At 72.5% G+C, this 17,696-nt stretch carries 19 protein-coding genes and 7 tRNA genes; 11 read left to right on the plus strand and 15 right to left on the minus strand.

What is annotated here, in order from left to right:
- Positions 1–4 precede the first annotated feature (4 nt).
- Positions 5–571 carry a DUF4365 domain-containing protein gene (locus ACZ4E1_RS27555; RefSeq protein ID WP_188339986.1) on the minus strand — a complete coding sequence of 189 codons (567 nt, stop codon included), beginning with the start codon at positions 569–571 and terminating at the stop codon, positions 5–7.
- Positions 572–785: 214 nt separating this feature from the next.
- On the opposite strand from ACZ4E1_RS27555, the gene ACZ4E1_RS27560 reads away from it, so the two are divergent.
- Complete coding sequence (locus tag ACZ4E1_RS27560) at positions 786–1,511, plus strand: exonuclease domain-containing protein (RefSeq protein ID WP_467544105.1); 726 nt, start codon at positions 786–788, stop codon at positions 1,509–1,511.
- A gap of 151 nt (positions 1,512–1,662) precedes the next feature.
- On the opposite strand, the gene ACZ4E1_RS27565 is transcribed toward ACZ4E1_RS27560, so the two are convergent.
- The 5 genes from ACZ4E1_RS27565 to ACZ4E1_RS27585 all read right to left on the minus strand — a co-directional run bounded on the left by ACZ4E1_RS27565 (position 1,663) and on the right by ACZ4E1_RS27585 (position 4,996).
- A complete protein-coding gene (locus ACZ4E1_RS27565) occupies positions 1,663–3,447 on the minus strand; it encodes a DUF2207 domain-containing protein (protein WP_467544107.1) in 1,785 nt (594 codons plus the stop codon).
- A gap of 71 nt (positions 3,448–3,518) precedes the next feature.
- A tRNA-Val gene (locus ACZ4E1_RS27570) sits at positions 3,519–3,590 on the minus strand.
- 39 nt (positions 3,591–3,629) lie between these two features.
- A complete protein-coding gene (locus tag ACZ4E1_RS27575) occupies positions 3,630–4,091 on the minus strand; it encodes an SRPBCC family protein (protein ID WP_467544109.1) in 462 nt (153 codons plus the stop codon).
- Positions 4,092–4,417: 326 nt separating this feature from the next.
- Positions 4,418–4,489, minus strand: a tRNA-Val gene (locus ACZ4E1_RS27580).
- Between the two features lie 63 nt (positions 4,490–4,552).
- The gene (locus tag ACZ4E1_RS27585) at positions 4,553–4,996 is read right to left on the minus strand and encodes a TIGR02611 family protein (RefSeq protein ID WP_467544112.1); all 444 of its coding nucleotides are present in this window, start codon (positions 4,994–4,996) and stop codon (positions 4,553–4,555) included.
- Positions 4,997–5,186: 190 nt separating this feature from the next.
- Here ACZ4E1_RS27585 and ACZ4E1_RS27590 point away from each other — a divergent pair, with 190 nt between their 5' ends.
- Together ACZ4E1_RS27590 and ACZ4E1_RS27595 are read left to right on the plus strand one after the other, a co-directional pair.
- Complete coding sequence (locus ACZ4E1_RS27590; protein ID WP_010351314.1) at positions 5,187–5,600, plus strand: SsgA family sporulation/cell division regulator; 414 nt, start codon at positions 5,187–5,189, stop codon at positions 5,598–5,600.
- 266 nt (positions 5,601–5,866) lie between these two features.
- Positions 5,867–6,466 (plus strand): CGNR zinc finger domain-containing protein, encoded by a 600-nt coding sequence (locus ACZ4E1_RS27595; RefSeq protein ID WP_467544115.1) that lies wholly within the window; start codon positions 5,867–5,869, stop codon positions 6,464–6,466.
- A 25-nt stretch (positions 6,467–6,491) separates the two neighbouring features.
- Here ACZ4E1_RS27595 and ACZ4E1_RS27600 read toward each other — a convergent pair whose 3' ends face one another.
- Positions 6,492–6,689, minus strand: coding sequence for a hypothetical protein (locus ACZ4E1_RS27600; RefSeq protein WP_399128517.1), 198 nt, complete (start codon positions 6,687–6,689; stop codon positions 6,492–6,494).
- Between the two features lie 224 nt (positions 6,690–6,913).
- On the opposite strand from ACZ4E1_RS27600, the gene ACZ4E1_RS27605 reads away from it, so the two are divergent.
- Entirely contained in the window at positions 6,914–8,464 is a 1,551-nt protein-coding gene (locus ACZ4E1_RS27605; RefSeq protein ID WP_467544120.1) for a DUF4874 domain-containing protein, read from the plus strand.
- A 54-nt stretch (positions 8,465–8,518) separates the two neighbouring features.
- On the opposite strand, the gene ACZ4E1_RS27610 is transcribed toward ACZ4E1_RS27605, so the two are convergent.
- A complete protein-coding gene (locus ACZ4E1_RS27610; protein ID WP_467544121.1) occupies positions 8,519–8,965 on the minus strand; it encodes a hypothetical protein in 447 nt (148 codons plus the stop codon).
- Between the two features lie 189 nt (positions 8,966–9,154).
- Here ACZ4E1_RS27610 and ACZ4E1_RS27615 point away from each other — a divergent pair, with 189 nt between their 5' ends.
- Positions 9,155–9,658 (plus strand): DsbA family protein, encoded by a 504-nt coding sequence (locus ACZ4E1_RS27615; protein ID WP_467544125.1) that lies wholly within the window; start codon positions 9,155–9,157, stop codon positions 9,656–9,658.
- A 3-nt stretch (positions 9,659–9,661) separates the two neighbouring features.
- Here ACZ4E1_RS27615 and ACZ4E1_RS27620 read toward each other — a convergent pair whose 3' ends face one another.
- From ACZ4E1_RS27620 to ACZ4E1_RS27630, 3 genes are all read right to left on the minus strand, one after another.
- A complete protein-coding gene (locus tag ACZ4E1_RS27620) occupies positions 9,662–10,486 on the minus strand; it encodes a GNAT family N-acetyltransferase (protein WP_467544129.1) in 825 nt (274 codons plus the stop codon).
- Positions 10,487–10,552: 66 nt separating this feature from the next.
- Entirely contained in the window at positions 10,553–11,374 is an 822-nt protein-coding gene (locus ACZ4E1_RS27625; RefSeq protein ID WP_467544133.1) for an aminotransferase class IV, read from the minus strand.
- A 24-nt stretch (positions 11,375–11,398) separates the two neighbouring features.
- A complete protein-coding gene (locus ACZ4E1_RS27630; protein WP_467544135.1) occupies positions 11,399–12,463 on the minus strand; it encodes a chorismate-binding protein in 1,065 nt (354 codons plus the stop codon).
- Positions 12,464–12,630: 167 nt separating this feature from the next.
- Between ACZ4E1_RS27630 and ACZ4E1_RS27635 the strand changes: the two genes are divergently transcribed.
- The 5 genes from ACZ4E1_RS27635 to ACZ4E1_RS27655 all read left to right on the plus strand — a co-directional run bounded on the left by ACZ4E1_RS27635 (position 12,631) and on the right by ACZ4E1_RS27655 (position 13,135).
- Positions 12,631–12,703 (plus strand) — tRNA-Gly (locus ACZ4E1_RS27635).
- Positions 12,704–12,741: 38 nt separating this feature from the next.
- Positions 12,742–12,815, plus strand: a tRNA-Cys gene (locus ACZ4E1_RS27640).
- A gap of 1 nt (position 12,816) precedes the next feature.
- A tRNA-Val gene (locus ACZ4E1_RS27645) sits at positions 12,817–12,888 on the plus strand.
- Positions 12,889–12,926: 38 nt separating this feature from the next.
- Positions 12,927–12,998 (plus strand) — tRNA-Val (locus ACZ4E1_RS27650).
- A gap of 62 nt (positions 12,999–13,060) precedes the next feature.
- Positions 13,061–13,135, plus strand: a tRNA-Val gene (locus ACZ4E1_RS27655).
- A 51-nt stretch (positions 13,136–13,186) separates the two neighbouring features.
- Here the strand turns inward: ACZ4E1_RS27655 and ACZ4E1_RS27660 are convergent.
- The 3 genes from ACZ4E1_RS27660 to ACZ4E1_RS27670 form a co-directional block, all read right to left on the minus strand.
- Positions 13,187–13,480 (minus strand): TFIIB-type zinc ribbon-containing protein, encoded by a 294-nt coding sequence (locus ACZ4E1_RS27660; protein ID WP_467544138.1) that lies wholly within the window; start codon positions 13,478–13,480, stop codon positions 13,187–13,189.
- Positions 13,481–13,549: 69 nt separating this feature from the next.
- On the minus strand, positions 13,550–14,506 hold the full coding sequence (locus ACZ4E1_RS27665) for a phosphotransferase family protein (protein ID WP_467544140.1): 957 nt from the start codon (positions 14,504–14,506) through the stop codon (positions 13,550–13,552).
- Positions 14,507–14,734: 228 nt separating this feature from the next.
- Positions 14,735–14,932: a hypothetical protein gene (locus ACZ4E1_RS27670; protein ID WP_399128507.1), complete on the minus strand. Its 198-nt coding sequence runs from the start codon at positions 14,930–14,932 to the stop codon at positions 14,735–14,737.
- 608 nt (positions 14,933–15,540) lie between these two features.
- Between ACZ4E1_RS27670 and ACZ4E1_RS27675 the strand changes: the two genes are divergently transcribed.
- The gene (locus ACZ4E1_RS27675; RefSeq protein WP_467544143.1) at positions 15,541–16,830 is read left to right on the plus strand and encodes a serine/threonine-protein kinase; all 1,290 of its coding nucleotides are present in this window, start codon (positions 15,541–15,543) and stop codon (positions 16,828–16,830) included.
- Positions 16,831–16,844: 14 nt separating this feature from the next.
- Here ACZ4E1_RS27675 and ACZ4E1_RS27680 read toward each other — a convergent pair whose 3' ends face one another.
- Positions 16,845–17,672 (minus strand): TrmH family RNA methyltransferase, encoded by an 828-nt coding sequence (locus ACZ4E1_RS27680; protein ID WP_399128506.1) that lies wholly within the window; start codon positions 17,670–17,672, stop codon positions 16,845–16,847.
- Positions 17,673–17,696 lie beyond the last annotated feature (24 nt).

Raw genomic sequence — 17,696 nt, forward strand, 5'->3', positions numbered from 1 at the left:
TCGGTCAGGGGCGGCCGCCCCGGCCGACGCGCGTCATGATCTCGCAGAGCGCGCGGTCGTCGAAGATGCGCGCGGTCGGGACGCGCACCGTGGTCCTGCGCCGGCCGGTGACCGGGTGTCCGGCGAGGTTGGTCCAGTAGCAGCAGTGCCGCAGGTCGAGGGCGTCGTGACCGGCCCGCAGCCAGTCGTCCTGGGAGCGCGGCACGAGCATCACCACGAGGATCTTGTGCACGGACACGGGCGTCCGGGCGAGCTTGACCAGGTGGGCGTTGTCGAGGGTGAAGGAGAAGGCGGGGCCGGGTGGGTGCGGCGGGATCTGGTACGTCGCTTTCAACTGCACCTTGATGGTGACCTCGTCGTCGACCGTGTGCCCGGGGGCGCTGTGGCTGACGTGCCAGTCGATGCCGTTGTCGGGAAAGGGCTGCGAGAGCGAGCATCCGGCGGCCGCCGCCACGGCGTGGAGATAGCCGACCTGCAAGGTCTCCATGCAGGCGGTGGTGGCGAGTGAGCCGCGCGGCGGTGCGTTCCGCTCGGGCAGCAGCCCGCCCTGTTCGGGCTGCGCGAGCGCCATGGTCCAACTGACCTTCCGGAAGTGGGGTGGTCCCGGGCGGGGACCGGGCATGTGCGGGCACGGGTCGACGGCACGCCGCTGAACTGCCATGACTCGTACCTGTGTTGTCACCGCTCGGCGTACGACGCAAACGGCCCGGGTATCACCGAAGCGGGCAGGGGGCGACGACGGACGGGACGTCAGCTGCCGCGCGGGAACGAGGAGTTGCATCGACATGACGCACTGGTACGAGGGACCTCTCGCGGCGTTCGACACCGAGACGACGGGTGTGGACGTGGAGACCGATCGGATCGTGTCGGCCGCGCTCGTGGTGCAGGACGCGCCGGGCACGCGGCCGCGGGTGACGCGCTGGCTGGTGAATCCGGGGGTGCCGGTGCCGCCGGGCGCGACGGAGGTGCACGGTCTGACCGACGATCATCTGCGGCGCAACGGGCGCTGGCCCGCGCCGGTCATGGAGGAGGTGGGCCGGGAGCTGGCGGAGCAGGCGACGGCGGGGCGTCCGCTGGTGGTGATGAACGCGCCGTTCGATCTGACGCTCCTGGACCGCGAGTTGCGGCGCCACCGCGCGTCGTCGCTGGCCCGCTATCTGGACACCGCGCCGCTTCTCGTCCTGGACCCGCGGGTCCTGGACAAGCACCTGGACCGCTACCGCAAGGGCCGTCGCACGCTGACGGACCTGTGCGCGCACTACGAGGTGGAGCTGGCGGAGGCGCACGACGCGGCGGCGGACGCGCTGGCGGCGCTCGACGTGGTCCGCGCGGTGGGCCGCCGCTTCGCGACGCGGCTGGACCGGCTGTCCGCCGCCGAGCTGCACACGCTGCAGGCGGTGTGGCACGCGGCGCAGGCGCGCGGCCTGCAGGCCTGGTTCGCCCGCAGCGGCACTCCGGAGGCGGTGGACCCGGCGTGGCCGCTGCGGCCGGAACTCCCCGCGGCGGCATGAGAGCGAGCACCCGGGACGGACTCGGTCACGGGCTCACCGGAAGGTCTCACCGCGCGCCCGGCCCTGACGCCGGCGAGCGGGATCCGGCCGTGTCCGAGCGCCCGACGGTCCGGCGTCCGCCGTGAGCACGGGCGCCGGAGCGTCGGAGGGTTCACCAGGAGCCGCCGCCCCCTCCCCCGGCGCCGCCGCCGACACCGCCGGAGGACGATCCGCCGCCCGAGCCGCCGCCGCTCGAACCGCCGGAGGACGGCGGGCTCATGGCGGAGACGACGGCGGCGGCGAGCAGGATCTCGGTGAAGCCGAGGGTGGAGGGCCGGCGGACGGTGACCGGCTCGGGGGCCGTCGTGGCGGTGACGGCCCGCTCCCAGGCGTCCTCGACGCCGAGGGCCACGGCCCAGGCCGTGTACAGGTCAGTCCGCCGTTGGTCGAGCGGTTCGCCGGGGCAGGCGGCGGGGTCGGCCAGATAGCGGCGGAAGGCCTCGACCTCCAGCCAGCGCGCCGAGCCGAGCGGTGTGCGCCGCTCCAGCTCCCAGAGCCTGACGAGGGCGGCGACGGAGGTGCCGGACAGGACCGCGGCGACGATCACGAGGACCGTCCCGGCGGCGATCCTGCGGCCTTCGAGCGCTCCCCCGGTGACGGCGAGGACGAGGCCGAGCATGCCGGCGATCAGACAGGCGGTCACGGCGCGCGGGGCGGCCCGGAAGCTCGCGGTCTCCCAGAGCCCGCTGTTCTTGCGCCAGACGTCGAGCTTCCAGGTGAGGTCGTCCCACCCCTTCTTGAACCAGGGGTCGCGGGCGCCGAGCGCCATCCCGGTCCGACCGGAGAACATCATGTCGAGGACGTCTCGGATCTCGCGGTTCGCGGGGAGCACGGGCTCCTCCGGCCGGCGCAGGACCGGTTGCCGGTCGTCGCCCTCGATGGTCAGGCGGCCCTCGGCGGCGGCGTTCAGCAGCCAGGCGACCTTGTGCCGGTCCTCGATCGTCTCGGAGTACAGAACGCCGCCCTGCGCCGGCGTCAGATCCTGTGGCGGTGCGGACGAGGGGGCGACGGTGCCGGCCAGCCGTCCGATCTCGACGCGCCGCCCGCCGTCCTCCCCGAGCCGGTCCCGCCCGGCCCGGCGCAGCACGACGACGGTGAGCAGGGCGCAGCCGAGCGCGACGGCCAGGAAGATCCAGGCGTCGCGCAGCGGTTGCGGAAGGGTGGTGCCGACGGCCCGGCCCACGGGCGCGGGCGGCAGGGCGGCCTCGCGGTCGGTCTCGGCGCGCCCCGTGCCGGCGTAGAGGGTGAGGCCCTCGTGGCCGGTGAGCCGGTCGTGGCGGACGACGAGATGCCCGGGCCCGGCCTGCCGGACGGCGCACGGCCTGCCGTGGTCCCAACTGCCGTACACGCAGCGCGGCCGGGTCAGTCCGCGCGGGTCGACGACGTGGATCTCCACGCGCGCCCGGTCGACCTGCCAGCCGGTACCGACCGCGTCCCAGGCGAGCTTGCCGCCTTTGACCACCTCGGGAACGGTGTACGTGATCCGGTAGCGGTGCACGCCGCCGACGGTGCGGTCGGGGTCGCCGACCTTGAGCCGGTCCGCGTAGCCGCTGCGTCCGTGCACGTCGCGGTACTTGTCGCCGAGGGTGGATTCGAAGGGCACCCGGTGCCCGTCCATGGTGGCGCGGACGTCGGAATCGTAGAAGTCGGCGTCGGGCACGTCACGGTAGATGCCGTGCGTGAAGCCGGAGTGGCCGAAGTCGTAGTCGATGACCTCGGTGATGTGGGCGCTGCCGTCGGCGCGGATCTCGGCGCCGACCCACATCGCGGTGACCCGTTCCTTGTTGGCGAAGAGCTGTGCCACCGCGACGGCTCCGGCGAAGACCGCCAGCGTGATGCCGATCGCGATCCACCCGCGCAGTCTCCGTCTTCGTCCGCTTCTGCTCCCAGTTGCCAAGACGCCCCCCTCAGAACGTGTGTTGACATCAGAAAAGCCGGCCTGCGTAGTGCAGACCGGCTTTCTCCGGGTGGGCGATACTGGGTTCGAACCAGTGACCTCTTCGGTGTGAACGAAGCGCTCTCCCACTGAGCTAATCGCCCGGGAACGGGTTGAACCATACAGGTCTGCGCGGGGTGTGTTCAAACCGGTTGGAGCAGCGCGGTCAGCCCGCGCCGTCCGCCGCGCATCATCCAGGCGTGGTTGGCGCGGAAGACGGGCCGGGCGGGCAGCGCGAGCCGGCGCATCAGCGGGCGCCGGACCTCGACCTCCTGGTCGTAGTCGGCGCGGGTGCCGCCGCCCGGGGCGAGGCTCAGCGTCCAGCGGGCCCAGCCCTCCAAGTCGCCGCTCATGCCGATCTCCAGGACCCCGGCGGCCGGATCCCGGCGCCGCTCGCGCGCGGTGACCATGAGCGCGTAGGGGAGGAAGGAGCGGAAGACGGCGGTGCCGCTGGTCTCGTCGAGCGGGGTGACGGAGCGGACCTGGGGCCACCAGCCGGGGTACTCCTCGGCTCGCTCCAGGACGGCGAAGACGGCGGCGGGGGGTGCGGGCAGGTTCCAGACGCTGTGGAAGCGGTAGTGGCTCCAGGCATGGCGCGGCGGCATGGAGGGAGTCTGCCCGGGGCGGGGCGCCTTGTCCCCGACCTGACCGCAGGTCAGCGGTGCGTCGCGGATCTTGTGCGCGGTCAGATCGCGGGCGCCGGGGGCGCCTTGGGATCACCGGAGTGCTCGCGCTTGTCGTACTTGCGCGGAAATGTGACGGCGTATTGGAAATGAGGTGCCGGATTTCTGATGGATTCAGTCGAAGAATTCAGACATCATCCTGAACTCGGTTCAAGAAGGCGGACCGAGAAGATCGCGGAGCCCGTCACCGGTGATCGAAAACGCCGAAGGCCCCGGAGACTCGATGTCTCCGGGGCCTTCGGTCCGGGTGGGCGATACTGGGTTCGAACCAGTGACCTCTTCGGTGTGAACGAAGCGCTCTCCCACTGAGCTAATCGCCCGGGCGCAGGAAGAACATTACCCCATGTCAGCGGGTGCCTGGGACCACCCCGCGCCGCCTGCGGTCACTGCTTGATGTTCCACGGCATCTCGAGGCCGAACTTCCACACGTAGATCCCGCCGAGCACCACGATGATCACCAGCCCGATGGTCGTCAGGATGATGTTCCGCCGGCGCACCTTGGGATCGAGGGCGCGCTGCGCCGCCTCTGTGACCTTGCGCTTCGTCCAGCGCAGGACCAACTGCGCCCAGACGAACTCGGTCGCCCAGATCGCCATGCCGCCGAAGATCACGAGCCAGCCGGGTCCCGGCAGCGGCAGCATGATGATGCCCGCGACGACGACCGCGAGGCCGACGACGAAGACGCCGACCTGCCAGCTGAGGTGCAGGGCCCGGCGGGCCCGGACGAACTCCGGCGCCCGCGAGCCGAGAGGTTTCTCCTCGGCCTTGGACGCCTCTGTCTCGGCTCCGGAGGCCGCGTCGGCCGCCTCGTCACTCCCCGTATTCATGGTCCCAAACCTACCGGACCCGATCTCGTCACCGGAATGGCTGTTCCCGAACAAGAAAGACTCGGCCGTACGAGCTACGTAAAGACTCCCAAAACACTCAGAGGGGTTTACAACGGCATCGTAGGTGGCATGTCGATTTCGCCGACGTGCGAATCCCCGAGCGCACACTGAGCGAAAGGCCCTGGCGCTTATGAACACCACGGTCAGCTGCGAGCTGCACCTGCGCCTCGTTGTGTCGAGCGAGTCCTCACTGCCTGTACCCGCAGGACTGCGGTATGACACGGCCGATCCGTATGCCGTGCACGCCACCTTCCACACCGGAGCCGAGGAGACGGTCGAGTGGGTGTTCGCCCGCGACCTCCTCGCCGAAGGCCTCCACCGGCCGACCGGCACCGGAGACGTCCGAGTCTGGCCGTCCCGCAGCCACGGTCAGGGGGTCGTCTGCATCGCCCTGAGCTCTCCTGAGGGCGAGGCTCTGCTCGAGGCCCCGGCGCGGGCCCTGGAGTCCTTCCTCAAGCGGACGGACGCCGCCGTGCCACCCGGCACGGAGCACCGCCATTTCGATCTCGACCAGGAGCTGTCGCACATCCTCGCGGAGAACTGAACCACCGCGGACCAGGACCCACGCCGACCAGGACCAGACCGGCGTGAGCAGTGCGAGAGCGTGCCGTGGCGTCCGACTCGGGGAGACGCCGCGGACCCGGACGGGACCCGCAGGACAACCGCATACGGCATACACCGGCGCCGTCGCCGTGGATCTCCCACGTCGACGGCGCCGATGCGTTCCCTGAATCCCCCCGTGACCTTCAGGCGCTAGGCTCTGCCGGCATCGGCGGGCGCAGGCCCGACCTCCAGGCCAGGGAGCGAATCGTGCTGATCACCCACGACACCCGGTGCGCGCTCGACGCCGTCGTCGCTCTGGTGAACACCGCACCGGACCGTGTACAGGACAGCGGCACCGACGGTGACGCCGGCGGCGCCACGACACCGGACACTCTCGCGACCGTGCCCGCTCTGGCAGATTTCGTAGAAAAGTATGAAATCAGTGATGTGGGTGTGCTCGGTGAGGACGACCTGGCCGCGGTGCGTGCGGTGCGTGACCGTTTCGCCGAGGTGTTCGCGGCGCCGGATCCGCACAGCGCGGCGTCGTTGATCAACGAACTGGTGGCCGCCGCGGGCACCACGCCCCGGCTGACGGACCACGACGGCTACGACTGGCACGTGCACTACTTCGCGCCGGGCGCCTCGGTCGCGGACCACCTGGCGGCGGACTGCGGCATGGCCCTCGCGTTCTTCGTGGTCGCCGGGGAGCAGGAGCGGCTGCGGCGGTGCGAGGCGCCGGACTGCCGGCACGCGTTCGTGGACCTGTCCCGCAACCGCTCGCGCCGCTACTGCGACAGCCGTACGTGCGGGAACCGGCTGCACGTGGCCGCGTACCGGGCCCGCCGCAAGGAAGCCGCCGCGGGCTGAACCGGGCCGGAGCGGGACCCGGGGTTCACAGCAGCAGGAGATCGTGCAGCGCCGCCATCAGGAGCAGACAGCCGATGACCCCGAGAAAGATCATCAGGGGCGGCTGGGAGAGCGCGAAGAGGCAGCCGCGCTGCGCTTCGGGGTTCCCGGGGGCGGGCGGCGGCACGGTGGCCGGGCCCTTCTCTGCGGCCGGCTGGTCGTGCAGCCGTGGTGTGTCCAGCATCTCGCGGTGATGATGACCCGGCCGGACCACCCCGTGAGACCAACACGCCCGGATGCGGGGGCGGTTCGCCTGATCCCGTGAGCCGCGCGGCCCGCCCGCGCGAAAAGTCCAGCGGCTCTCGTACGCGCGTCCATGGGCGCGGGCGCCGGCGCGGCCCCAGACTCGGTCGTCCGGCGCGGCCCGAGCCGTGCCGGTGACGTCCATCGCGTACGAGGGAGTACCGCATGTCGACAGCACAGGACGGGCGTGGGGCGGAGGCCGGATCACCGTCCCGCAGACGGGTGTTGGGGGTCGTCGGGGCCGGGATGGCCGCGGGTCTGGTGGCGGGCGCGGTCGCGCAGCCGGCGGTGGCCGCGGCCGGCGGGTGGCGCACGGTCCCGCACCACGGGCTGCGGCCCGACGATCCGGACGGACGGGCGCCCCTGGCCAATCCGCGGCGCGGGTTCCGCTACGAGATGTCGTACAACGCCATCGATCTGACGAGCCCCTGGGACAACGAGGCCGACCACTCCCCCGATGTGACCCAGACCCTGGAGACGCTGGAGCGCGAGTACGGTCCGGGGGCGAATCTGACCCAGCTGTACTTCTACCTCTGGGACTTCGCGACGCGGGAGATACCGCAGAGCGCGCTCGACAACATCGAGAGCGTGCTGCGCGGACTGCGTGCCAAGGGGTTCGCCGCGGTGCTCCGGTTCGCGTACGACGACGGGGTGCGGGCGGGCCAGAAGTACACGGTGCAGGACATCCAGCGGCACATCGGGCAGCTGGCGCCGATCGTGGCGCGCAACAGCGATGTCGTGGCGGTGTGGCAGGCCGGGTTCCTGGGCGCCTGGGGCGAGTGGCACGGCAGTTACTACCAGCACGAGAACTATCCGGACGCGGTCACGGCGATCATGACCTCGCTGGTGGCGGCGCTGCCGCCGGGGATGCACACCCAGGTCCGGTACGCCGAGAAGCGGGACATGATCACGAACCGGGCGATCCTGGACCGGGTCGGGTTCCACAACGACTACATCACCCTCGGCGAGGGGCTGTGGGACTACTACGTGCCGGACAACCCGGGCTGGCCGCGCTATCTGGAGGTCGGGCCGACGCACGCGATGGACGGCGAGATGCCCTGGGACAAGGGACAGAGCGCCGACCCGTACGCGTGGAGCACGGTCATCCCGGGGGTCGCGGCGGCGCGCAGGCTGCAGACGCTGCGCTGGGACAGCCTGTCGCTCGTGCACAACGCGACGGTGACGGTGCCCGGCTGGAAGGCGGCCGCACTGACGGAGGCACAGGTGCGGGAGGCGCTGCTGCCGGTGTCGGACGGGTACTTCCGGGACCGCGACGGGCAGGCGGTGGCGCGTACGCAGTTCGAGTATCTGCGCGATCACCTCGGCTACCGGATCGAGGTACGCCGGGCGCGGACCTCGGTGCGCTCGGGCCGGCTGGAGGTGGAGGTGGACCTGGTGAACCGCGGCTTCGCGGCGCCGAAGGAGCCGCGCCCGGTGCGGCTGGTGCTGCTGGACGACGCGGGGCGCGTGGTGGCGGACGCGGACAGCGGCGCGGACTGGCGGAGCTGGCAGCCGCAGGGCAGGTCCGAGACGGACGACGACCACACGGGTCCGGCCACGTACACGGTCCGGGGTTCGCTGCCGCTGGGCGGTGGGGCGACGCGGCTGGGTCTGGCGCTGCCCGATCCGCGCTTCCCCGGACGGGGCCGGGCGGTGCGGTGCGCGAACGCGAGCGTGCGCTGGGTGAACGGGGTGAACGTGCTCGCGTCGCTCTGACCTCTCCCGTACCGGGGCAGAGGGTGAAGCACGGCGTCCGGCGGGGCCCGGGCGTCAGATGCCGTGCTTCTTCAGGATGGCCTCGATGTCGCTGAAGTCCTCGCCCCCGGCGGCCTTGCCCTGCTGCTTCGTACGGGCGGCCGGCGTCGGCTGAGCCCCCGTGCCCAGCGAGGGGGCCGACGCGGCGGGGGCGACGGCCTCGCGCCGCGCGGCCTCGGCGGCCTTGCGTTCCTTGCGGGTGCCGCCGGAGCGGCGCTCGATCGCGCGAGTGCTCATGAACAGCAGCCAGGCGGCGCCGAGCACACCGAAGCCCGCCCAGGCGGTCGGGCTGAAGGCGGTGTCCACGACCCATGCGACCGCGCCGGTCATCACCAGGCCCAGCGGGACCAGGGAGTACGCGGCGAGCCGGGCCGCGGCGAGGAAGCGCTTCCGGTAGGCGGTGACCGCGGCGATGCCCAGGCCCGCCACGGCGACGGCGGAGCAGACGGTCTCGGCAATCATCCGGTCCTCCTGGGCTCGGGCGTGCGGGACGGCACCGGGGCGGTTTCGTCCCTTCCATCCTGCACCGCCGAGGCCCGTTCGGGCCACGGTGCGAGGCGACCTCGGGCAGATCTCCGGGTCATCTCGGGGTCGGGTCTCCTCCGCAGGTCCAGGTTGGGCGTGCGCGAGCACTCCTGGGAGACTGGCCGCATGAACGCCCCGAACCCCATCCTCGACGTGTGGTGCGAGCTCCAGTGCCCCGACTGCCGCACCGCCCTCGCCGACGTACAGGCCCTGCGCGAGCGCTACGGCGACCGGCTCGACCTGCGCTTCCGGCACTTCCCGCTGGAGAAGCACAAGCACTCCTTCGCCGGCGCGCAGGCCGTCGAGGAGGCCTTCGAGCAGGGCCAGGGGTGGCCGTACGTGGAGGCGGTGCTCGGCCGGGTCGAGGAGTTCGACCGCCGGGGCGAGCCGTTCCTCGTCGAGGTCGCGGGTGAACTGGGCCTGGACGCCGAGGAGTTCGACACCGCGCTGATCGACGGCCGGCACATCCTGATCGTCGACGCCGACCAGGCCGAGGGCAAGGCGATCGGGGTGACCGGCACGCCGACCTACGTCATCGGCGGGGAGCGTCTCGACGGCGGTCAGAGCCAGGACGGGCTGCGGGCCCGGATCGAGGAGATCGCAGACCGGCTCCTGGCGGAGCGGGGCTGACCGTCACACGAGCGCTTTGTAGAGGTGGTACGAGGTCGTGCGGTAGCCGAGCGACTCGTACAGGCGCAGTGCCGGGGTGTTGCCCGCGAAGACATTGAGTCCGATGCGGGCGGCTCCGGCGGCGAGCGCCTGGGTCTCGGCGAGGAGCATCAGGGACCGGCCGTGGCCCTCGCCGCGGCGGTCGGCGGCCACCTCGACGTCGAAGACGAAGTAGGCCTCCTCGCGCGGGGCGAGCCACAGGGTGCCGACCCGCTCGCCGTCGTGCTCCAGGACGGAGATCCGCACGCCGGGGGTGGCGGGTCCGTCGGGCAGGTTGAGGGAGTGGTCGCGCTCGGACTTGCGGCGGGCCTCGTCGGCCGGGACGCCGCGCTCGATCCAGGTCTGCGCGTAGTCCTCCATGGAGTGGGCGAGCCAGGGCTCGTACTCGGCGTCGGTCATCGGGCGTCCCACGGTGCCCGCAGGGAGTGCGGGCGGACTCCCGGGCAGGTCCTTGACCATGCCGCGGTTGCGCTCGACGAACCCGAGGGCGGTCGCGAGCCGCAGCAGGCCGGTCTCCTCGGCGGGGACGGAGGCCTCCAGGCGGTCGCAGCCCCAGCCCCGCGCGACCTCCTCGGCTGCGAGCGCCGCGACGGTGCCGCGGCCCCGCCCCCGGTCCGCCTCGTCGATGCGCAGGTCGGTGATCTGCGCGACCGTCGGGCCGAAGACGGGGTGCGTGGCGAGGCGGAGCGTGCCGACGGGCCGGCTGTTCACACACACCGCGTACCCGCGTGAGCGCTGTCCGTCGTCGGCCTGCTGGAGCGGCTCGGTCGGCCGCAGAGTCGTCGTCATCACGGGTGTTCTACCCGCATGCGGCCCGGGAGCGACAGCGGTTTTCCGGTGACGGCGCCGGGCCGGTCACGGGTCCAGGTCGTCCGCGGCGCGCTCGTCCCAGATCCGCATGGCCTTGGCGGTGACCGGTCCCGGGGCCTCGCCGAGGGCGCGGTCGTCGACGCGGTGGACGGCCTGGATGTCGCGCAGGGACGAGGTCAGGAAGATCTCGTCGGCCTCGTTCAGGACCGCCAGCGGGAGGTCGGTCTCCTTCGCGCCGGTCCATTCGACGGCGAGGGCGCGGGTGATGCCGGCGAGGCAGCCGGAGGCGACGGGCGGGGTGTGGATCTCACCGTCGAGGACGACGAACACGTTCGACCCCGTGCCTTCGCAGAGCTGTCCGACCGTGTTGGCGAACAGGGCCTCGGAGGCTCCGTGTTCATGGGCGCGGGCCAGGGCGACGACGTTCTCCGCGTAGGAGGTGGTCTTGAGGCCGGCGAGCGCGCCGCGCTCGTTGCGCGTCCAGGGGACGGTGACCGCGGAGGTGGTGTCGGGGCGCCGCTTGGTCTCGCCGAGCGCGACGACGAGGGTGGTGCCGCTCGTCCCGCGGTCGGAGCCGAGGGGCGAGAGGCCGCCGGTGTACGTGATGCGCAGCCGGCCGAGCGGCATGGGGTTGGCCTCCAGGACGGCGGCGCAGGCGCGGCGGACCTCGTCAAGGTCGGGCTCGGGCAGGCCGAGGCCGCGGGCCGAGCGGGCGAGCCGGTCGAGGTGCCGGGTCAGGGCGAACGGCCGGCCGTCGATCGTCTTGGCCGTCTCGAAGATGCCGTCGCCCACGGTCAGCCCGTGGTCGAAGACGGAGACGCGTGCCGCGTCGGTGTCCCGCAGCCCGCCGTCGAGCCAGATCTTCACGTGGTGCCTCCCAGTTGAACCGGACTAGCGGGCGTCCGCGCGTCCGTCGTGCCCGTCGTACCCGTGTGACGCTACCGCGAGCAGCCGGGACGCCTTCAGCTCGGTCTCCCGCCACTCGCCCTCGGGATCGGAGCCCCAGGTGATGCCCGCGCCGGTGCCGAAACGCAGCCGGTCGCCCTCCGTGTCCCGGTCGATCCAGAACGTACGGATCCCGACGGCCAGTTCGCCGGTGCGCCGGTCGGCGTCGACCCAGCCGATGCCGCCGCAGTAGGGGCCGCGCGGGGCGGTCTCCAGGGCGTCGATGATCCGCAGGGCGCTGGACTTGGGGGCGCCGGTGACGGAGCCGGGCGGGAAGGTGGCGGCGAACAGCTCGGGCCAGCCTGCGTCCTCGCGCAGTTCGCCGCGGACGGTGGAGACGAGGTGGACCAGTCCGGGGTGCTTCTCGACGACGCAGAGGTCGGGGACGGTGACGGTGCCGGTGGCGCAGACGCGGCCCAGGTCGTTGCGGACCAGGTCGACGATCATCACGTTCTCGGCGTAGTCCTTCTCCAGGAGGTCGGCCTCGGTGCGGCCGGTCCCCTTGATGGGTCCGGACTCGACGACGCGTCCGTCGCGGCGCAGGAACAGCTCGGGGGACGCGGTGGCGATCTCGACGCCGTGCCCGGGCAGCCGGATCGTGCCGGCGTAGGGGGCCGGGTTGCCGCGCGCGAGGAGTGCGGTGAGGGCGTCCACGTCGGCGTCGGCGGATATGGGTGCGCTCAGGACGCGGCAGAGGTTGGCCTGGTAGACCTCGCCGGTCGCGATGTGGGCGCGGACGCGGCGCACGCCGTCCGTGTACGCGGCGTGGTCGAGGGAGGACGTCCAGTCCTCGGGGGCGGGGCCGCGCCAGGCGCCGGGGCGCGGGGCGGGCACCGGTTCCCTGCGGACCTGTCCGAAGCGGGCGCAGACGAGGCGCCCCTCGAAGTCGGCGGAGACCGCCCAGAAGCCGGTGGAGTCCAGGGCGGCGGGGTCGCTGGTGACGTCGCGCAGGTCGGTGGCGACGAGCTCGCCGAAGCGGGCGAGCGGGGCAGATGAGGGGGAGCCGTGCACGCTTTCGAGTCTAGGTCGGGTGGCGGGACGGTGACCTGGGACGGAGCGTTCGGGGTCGCTCCGGTGACGGCAGCGCAGCACGCTGCGCAAACGCGTTTTGGACCTCCCCCGGGAATCCGCTAGAGTTCAACACGTCGCCGGGACGCGCAAGCGAAACGGAAAGACACGCGAACGTAGCTCAGTTGGTAGAGCGCAACCTTGCCAAGGTTGAGGTCGCCGGTTCGAACCCGGTCGTTCGCTCGGATGTGGGGGATCTTCCCGAACCCCCATAAGCTCCTGGTGGAGTGGCCGAGAGGCGAGGCAACGGCCTGCAAAGCCGTCTACACGGGTTCAAATCCCGTCTCCACCTCCATGCGCGATTAGCTCAGCGGGAGAGCGCTTCCCTGACACGGAAGAGGTCACTGGTTCAATCCCAGTATCGCGCACTGGATCTTCGGACTCCGGTTCGTATCTGATCCGTCCCGCGCGATTAGCTCAGCGGGAGAGCGCTTCCCTGACACGGAAGAGGTCACTGGTTCAATCCCAGTATCGCGCACGCAGTAACCGCACCACCTGGCATTATCCCTCGCGGCGCCTGATAGAGTCTGGCCCGTTCCCGCGCGATTAGCTCAGCGGGAGAGCGCTTCCCTGACACGGAAGAGGTCACTGGTTCAATCCCAGTATCGCGCACCAGCAAGAAGCCCCCGGTCCTCGGACCGGGGGCTTCTTCGTGCTGTGCGCCGCTCAGGAGGAGAAGAGCATCCGGCCGAAGCTGCGGTGACCGTGGTGACCGCCGTGGTGGCCGCCATGGTGACCGCCGTGGTGCGGGGCTCCCCAGGCGGGGGCCGGGGCGGCCGGGTAGGCCTGCGGGGCGGGCGGGGCCGGAGGGGCCTGCTGCTGCCACTGCGACTCGAGGCGGGTCAGCGACTCCAGCTCGCCGTAGTCCAGGAATATCCCGCGGCAACCGCTGCACTGCTCGATCTGGACGCCGTTGCGGTTGTAGGTGTGCATCGGTGCGTGACACTTCGGACACTGCATGCTCGGCTCAACTCCTCGCCGTTCGGTGTTGCTTCGCCGGAACACTTCCCGGCTTCGGTCCCCCGCACCCTACTTGGCGCCGTCCGCGCCCAACGGGGGCGGGACCGAGACCATTCGGGCACAGGTGTCGATCACCGCCTCCTCCACCTCGTCGAGGTCACGGCCCGCGGCGACGGCCTTGGTCACGGCCAGGGCCGCGGTCTGGACGGTCAGGGCGCGGGCGGGGACGTCGAGCGCGGGCCAGGGGTCGTCGACGGTCAGCTCCTTGGCTCCGCCCGCGCGTTGGTAGGCGGACAGGAAGCGGGTCCAGTCCTCGGCGGGCAGCAGGCCGCAGGCGAACCAGGCGGCGGGCCGGGCCAGGTCCCAGGCCGCGTCGCCGGTGCCGAGGTCGTCGATGTCGATGAGGAGCCACTCCCCCGTGTCGGCCGGGTGGCGCACCAACTGGCCGAGGTGGAGATCGCCGTGGCACAGGGTGCGGCCGTGCGGGACGGGGGCCTCGGCGCGGGCCCAGGGCGGCAGCGTGCGCCAGGCGGCGAGGACGGGGGTGGCCGCGCGGTGGTCCGGGGCTCCGGCCAGGAGCCGGGCGACGGCGCGGGCCGCCTTCTCGGGGCCGCGCATCGGGGGCAGGCCGGCCGGGAGCTCGTGCGCGGGGGTGGTGTGCAGCCGGGCCAGCAGGGTCGCGGCGGCTTCCCAGGGGGCGTGCTCGGGGTGTTCCGGGTCCACGGGGGTGCCGTGCGGCCAGAACGTGACGAGGCGGCCGTCCAGGGGCGCCGCGGCCGGGAGCAGCGGGGCGAGGAGTACGCCGTGGAGGGCGGGCGCGGCGGCGACGGCGAGCCGGAGCTCCAGCTCGGCGGGGTCGGTGCCGGGGGCGTGCGCCTTGGCGACCGTGTCGCCGTGCCGGACGACGGTGCCGTCGGCCCGGTCGGCGAGGGTCCGCGCGCCGCAGACGCAGGCGATGCCCGCGGGGTGGGCCGCGCCGCGCGCCGCCGCACGGAGGGTGGGAAGGATGGAGCTGGGCGTGGTCACTCGGGCCCCCGGGTGTGCTGCGTGGTCTCGCGCCGAGCCTACGGCGCCGGGCGGGTCCTAGGGGCCGGCGAGCCGAGGAAGCCCGGGGATCCTCGGGAAAAGACAATGCCGCGTGCAGCTCCCCAGCTGCACGCGGCATCATGTGCCGTCCGCCGCACCCCCGTCCCCACGGGGTTTCCTGGCCGGATGTCCCCGCCCGGACCGCTCATCCGGGCCTGGGAGCGCCGCTCAGCGCCCCAGCATCACGCCCACGGACGACGCCTGTGTGACCATCGCGTCCCAGCCGCCGAAGACGACGACGAGAAGGGCCGCGAGAGGGAGGACCATGGCCGTGGCCACCAGCGGGTGACGGCGGCCCGTGGCGGGGCCTGCGGCCCGGCCGAACCGTGTGCGGAACGCTGTCGTCCGCGGTGCCGTGTGCGCCATGGTCCTCTCCCGGTCGAAATCTTGAGTTCTCGCTCTGTGGTGCTCGCAGCGGCGGGTGCCTGACCTCGGGGGACGAGTGCTGCACCCGCCGCTTGACCTCAAATCTACGGACGGTGCCGGTCCGGGGCGTCATGCCCTCGTACCGATTGCCGGGCCTCCCGGAGGATGAGCGCTCGGGCCCCGTGTACTCCCCTGGGTGGAGACGAGGGCCTAGGTCTCGGGGTCTTCCCCGAGGGGACTTTCGGTCCGGCGGGTGACGGGCGGGTGACTTCCCTCACTTCCGCGCGGGTCCATCGGGGCCCGGTCCGCCTTCCTTGATCCGTCTCGTCCGCCCGGCCCGCCACCACCTGTTACCGGCGCGTACGGTCACCCGTGCCGAGCGCCGACCGCGTGCGGTCGCTCTACGGAGCCCAATCCCCCTGCACCGGCGGCCGGTTGGTGTGTGGCGCCCTATCAGGACCCGTCGATGCGCCGCTCCCTGACCGGCTTTCACGTCTGTGGCCAGGCACTGACAATCGAATCCGGCGTGAGGGCGCGGCCTGAGCACACAGCAGGGCGGGGAAACGTAAGCTGTGGCTCGTCAGAGGGCGGACCGGGCAGCAGCGGGGATGAACATGGCGATGATGCGCCTGAGGCGCGAGGACCCGCGCGTCGTCGGCTCGTTCAGGCTTCACAGACGGCTCGGGGCCGGCGGGATGGGCGTCGTCTATCTCGGTTCCGACCGGCGGGGGCAGCGCGTCGCGCTCAAGGTGATCCGCCCCGACCTGGCCGAGGACCAGGAGTTCCGCTCGCGGTTCGCGCGCGAGGTGTCCGCCGCGCGGCGGATCCGCGGCGGCTGCACGGCGCGGCTGGTGGCCGCCGACCTCGAGGCGGACCGGCCCTGGTTCGCGACGCAGTACGTGCCCGGGCCCTCGCTGCACGACAAGGTCGCCGAGGAGGGCCCGATGGCCGCCGCGGACGTCGCCGCCGTCGGGGCCGCGCTGTCCGAGGGGCTCGTCGCCGTCCATGAGGCGGGGGTCGTGCACCGTGACCTCAAGCCGTCCAACATCCTGCTGTCCCCGAAGGGTCCGCGGATCATCGACTTCGGCATCGCGTGGGCGACCGGCGCCTCGACGCTGACCCACGTGGGCACGGCCGTGGGTTCCCCGGGTTTCCTCGCTCCCGAGCAGGTGCGCGGCGCCGCGGTGACGCCCGCGACCGACGTGTTCGCCCTGGGGGCGACGCTCGCGTACACGGCGATGGGCGACTCGCCCTTCGGGCACGGCAGTTCCGAGGTGATGCTGTACCGCGTCGTGCACGAGGAGGCGCAGCTGCACGGGGTCCCGGACGCGCTGGCGCCGCTGCTGCGCGCGTGTCTGGCGAAGGACCCCGAGGAGCGGCCGAGCACGCTGCAGCTGTCGCTGCGCCTGAAGGAGATCGCGGCCCGTGAGGCGCAGGGGCTCGGCGAGGCCCGGCCTCCGGCGCCGCGCACGGACCCGGACCGTCCGACGGGCCGGCTCACGGAGACGTACACGGAGCGCGTGGACCGGGGTGAGCGGACCACGCAGCGGCGTACGCAGCCGGGCACGCAGGGGCCGCGGACCGGGGGCGGTGGCGGCCGGGGTCCCGCGCCGCGCTCGACGAACCCGCGCTCGGGCAGCCGTCCCGCGCCGCGCAGTGGTGCGGGACGTCCGGCGCCGCGGACGAACGGGACAGGCACCGGCAAGAAGCTGCGTCCGGCCAATCCCCGGCTGCTGCGTCAGCGGCTGTTCGTGTTCGTGGTGGTGACGCTGCTGGTGGCGCTGGCGATCGCGGCGGCGCAGGGCTGCCAGGGTCCCTCGCGCGGGCTCGGCGACGACCACCGGCCGGCCACCGGCCCGGCGAGCACCGCACCGGGCTCGGCGCGGCCGGAGAGCTGAGCCGGGGCCCCGGCTCAGAGTTCGGGGCGCCCCGTGGCGACGGCGTAGAAGGCCACGGCCGCGGCCGCGCCCACGTTGAGCGAGTCGACGCCGTGGGCCATCGGGATGCGGACCCATTCGTCGGCGGCCATCAGCGCCTTGGTGGACAGGCCGTCGCCCTCGGCGCCGAGCATGAGCGCCACGCGGTCCATGCGGTGCGGAGCGACCTCGTCGAGGGACTTGGCCTGGTCGGCGGGGGTGAGGGCGAGGAGGTTGAAGCCGGCCGCGCGGACCGTCTCCAGCGACTTCGGCCAGGCTTCGAGTCGGGCGTAGGGGACCGAGAAGACGGCGCCCATGGAGACCTTCACCGAGCGGCGGTACAGCGGGTCGGCGCAGTCCGGCGAGAGCAGGACGGCGTCCATGCCGAGGGCCGCGGCGGAGCGGAAGATCGCGCCGATGTTGGTGTGGTCGTTGACGGACTCCATGACGACGACCCGGCGGGCGGTGGTGAGGAGTTCGTCGGAGGTGGGGAGCGGCTTGCGCTGCATCGAGGCGAGGGCGCCGCGGTGCACGTGGTAGCCCGTGACCTGTTCGGCCAGGTCGGGGGCGACCGCGTAGACCGGGGCGGGGACCTCGTCGATGACGTCGCGCATGACGTCGACCCACTTCGCGGACAGGAGCATCGAGCGCATCTCGTACCCGGCGAGCCGGGCACGCCGGATGACCTTCTCGCCCTCGGCGATGAACAGGCCCTCCGCCGGCTCGCGCTTGCGGCGCAGCTCGACGTCGGTCAGGCCGGTGTAGTCGCGCAGGCGCGGGTCGTCGGGGTCCTCGATGGTGATGAGACCTCTGGGTTCTGCCACGGGTCGATACTGCCTTGTCCTGGG

This window comes from Streptomyces sp. NPDC025806, assembly GCF_055558275.1.

What these genes read in the sequence shown, in the direction of transcription:
- ACZ4E1_RS27555 (WP_188339986.1), bottom strand. Translation starts at nt 571, where the DNA reads ATGGCGCTCGCGCAGCCCGAACAGGGCGGGCTGCTGCCCGAGCGGAAC.
- ACZ4E1_RS27560 (WP_467544105.1), top strand. Translation starts at nt 786, where the DNA reads ATGACGCACTGGTACGAGGGACCTCTCGCGGCGTTCGACACCGAGACG.
- ACZ4E1_RS27575 (WP_467544109.1), bottom strand. Translation starts at nt 4,091, where the DNA reads ATGCCGCCGCGCCATGCCTGGAGCCACTACCGCTTCCACAGCGTCTGG.
- ACZ4E1_RS27585 (WP_467544112.1), bottom strand. Translation starts at nt 4,996, where the DNA reads ATGAATACGGGGAGTGACGAGGCGGCCGACGCGGCCTCCGGAGCCGAG.
- ACZ4E1_RS27590 (WP_010351314.1), top strand. Translation starts at nt 5,187, where the DNA reads ATGAACACCACGGTCAGCTGCGAGCTGCACCTGCGCCTCGTTGTGTCG.
- ACZ4E1_RS27600 (WP_399128517.1), bottom strand. Translation starts at nt 6,689, where the DNA reads ATGCTGGACACACCACGGCTGCACGACCAGCCGGCCGCAGAGAAGGGC.
- ACZ4E1_RS27605 (WP_467544120.1), top strand. Translation starts at nt 6,914, where the DNA reads ATGTCGACAGCACAGGACGGGCGTGGGGCGGAGGCCGGATCACCGTCC.
- ACZ4E1_RS27610 (WP_467544121.1), bottom strand. Translation starts at nt 8,965, where the DNA reads ATGATTGCCGAGACCGTCTGCTCCGCCGTCGCCGTGGCGGGCCTGGGC.
- ACZ4E1_RS27615 (WP_467544125.1), top strand. Translation starts at nt 9,155, where the DNA reads ATGAACGCCCCGAACCCCATCCTCGACGTGTGGTGCGAGCTCCAGTGC.
- ACZ4E1_RS27620 (WP_467544129.1), bottom strand. Translation starts at nt 10,486, where the DNA reads ATGACGACGACTCTGCGGCCGACCGAGCCGCTCCAGCAGGCCGACGAC.
- ACZ4E1_RS27660 (WP_467544138.1), bottom strand. Translation starts at nt 13,480, where the DNA reads ATGCAGTGTCCGAAGTGTCACGCACCGATGCACACCTACAACCGCAAC.
- ACZ4E1_RS27670 (WP_399128507.1), bottom strand. Translation starts at nt 14,932, where the DNA reads ATGGCGCACACGGCACCGCGGACGACAGCGTTCCGCACACGGTTCGGC.
- ACZ4E1_RS27675 (WP_467544143.1), top strand. Translation starts at nt 15,541, where the DNA reads ATGAACATGGCGATGATGCGCCTGAGGCGCGAGGACCCGCGCGTCGTC.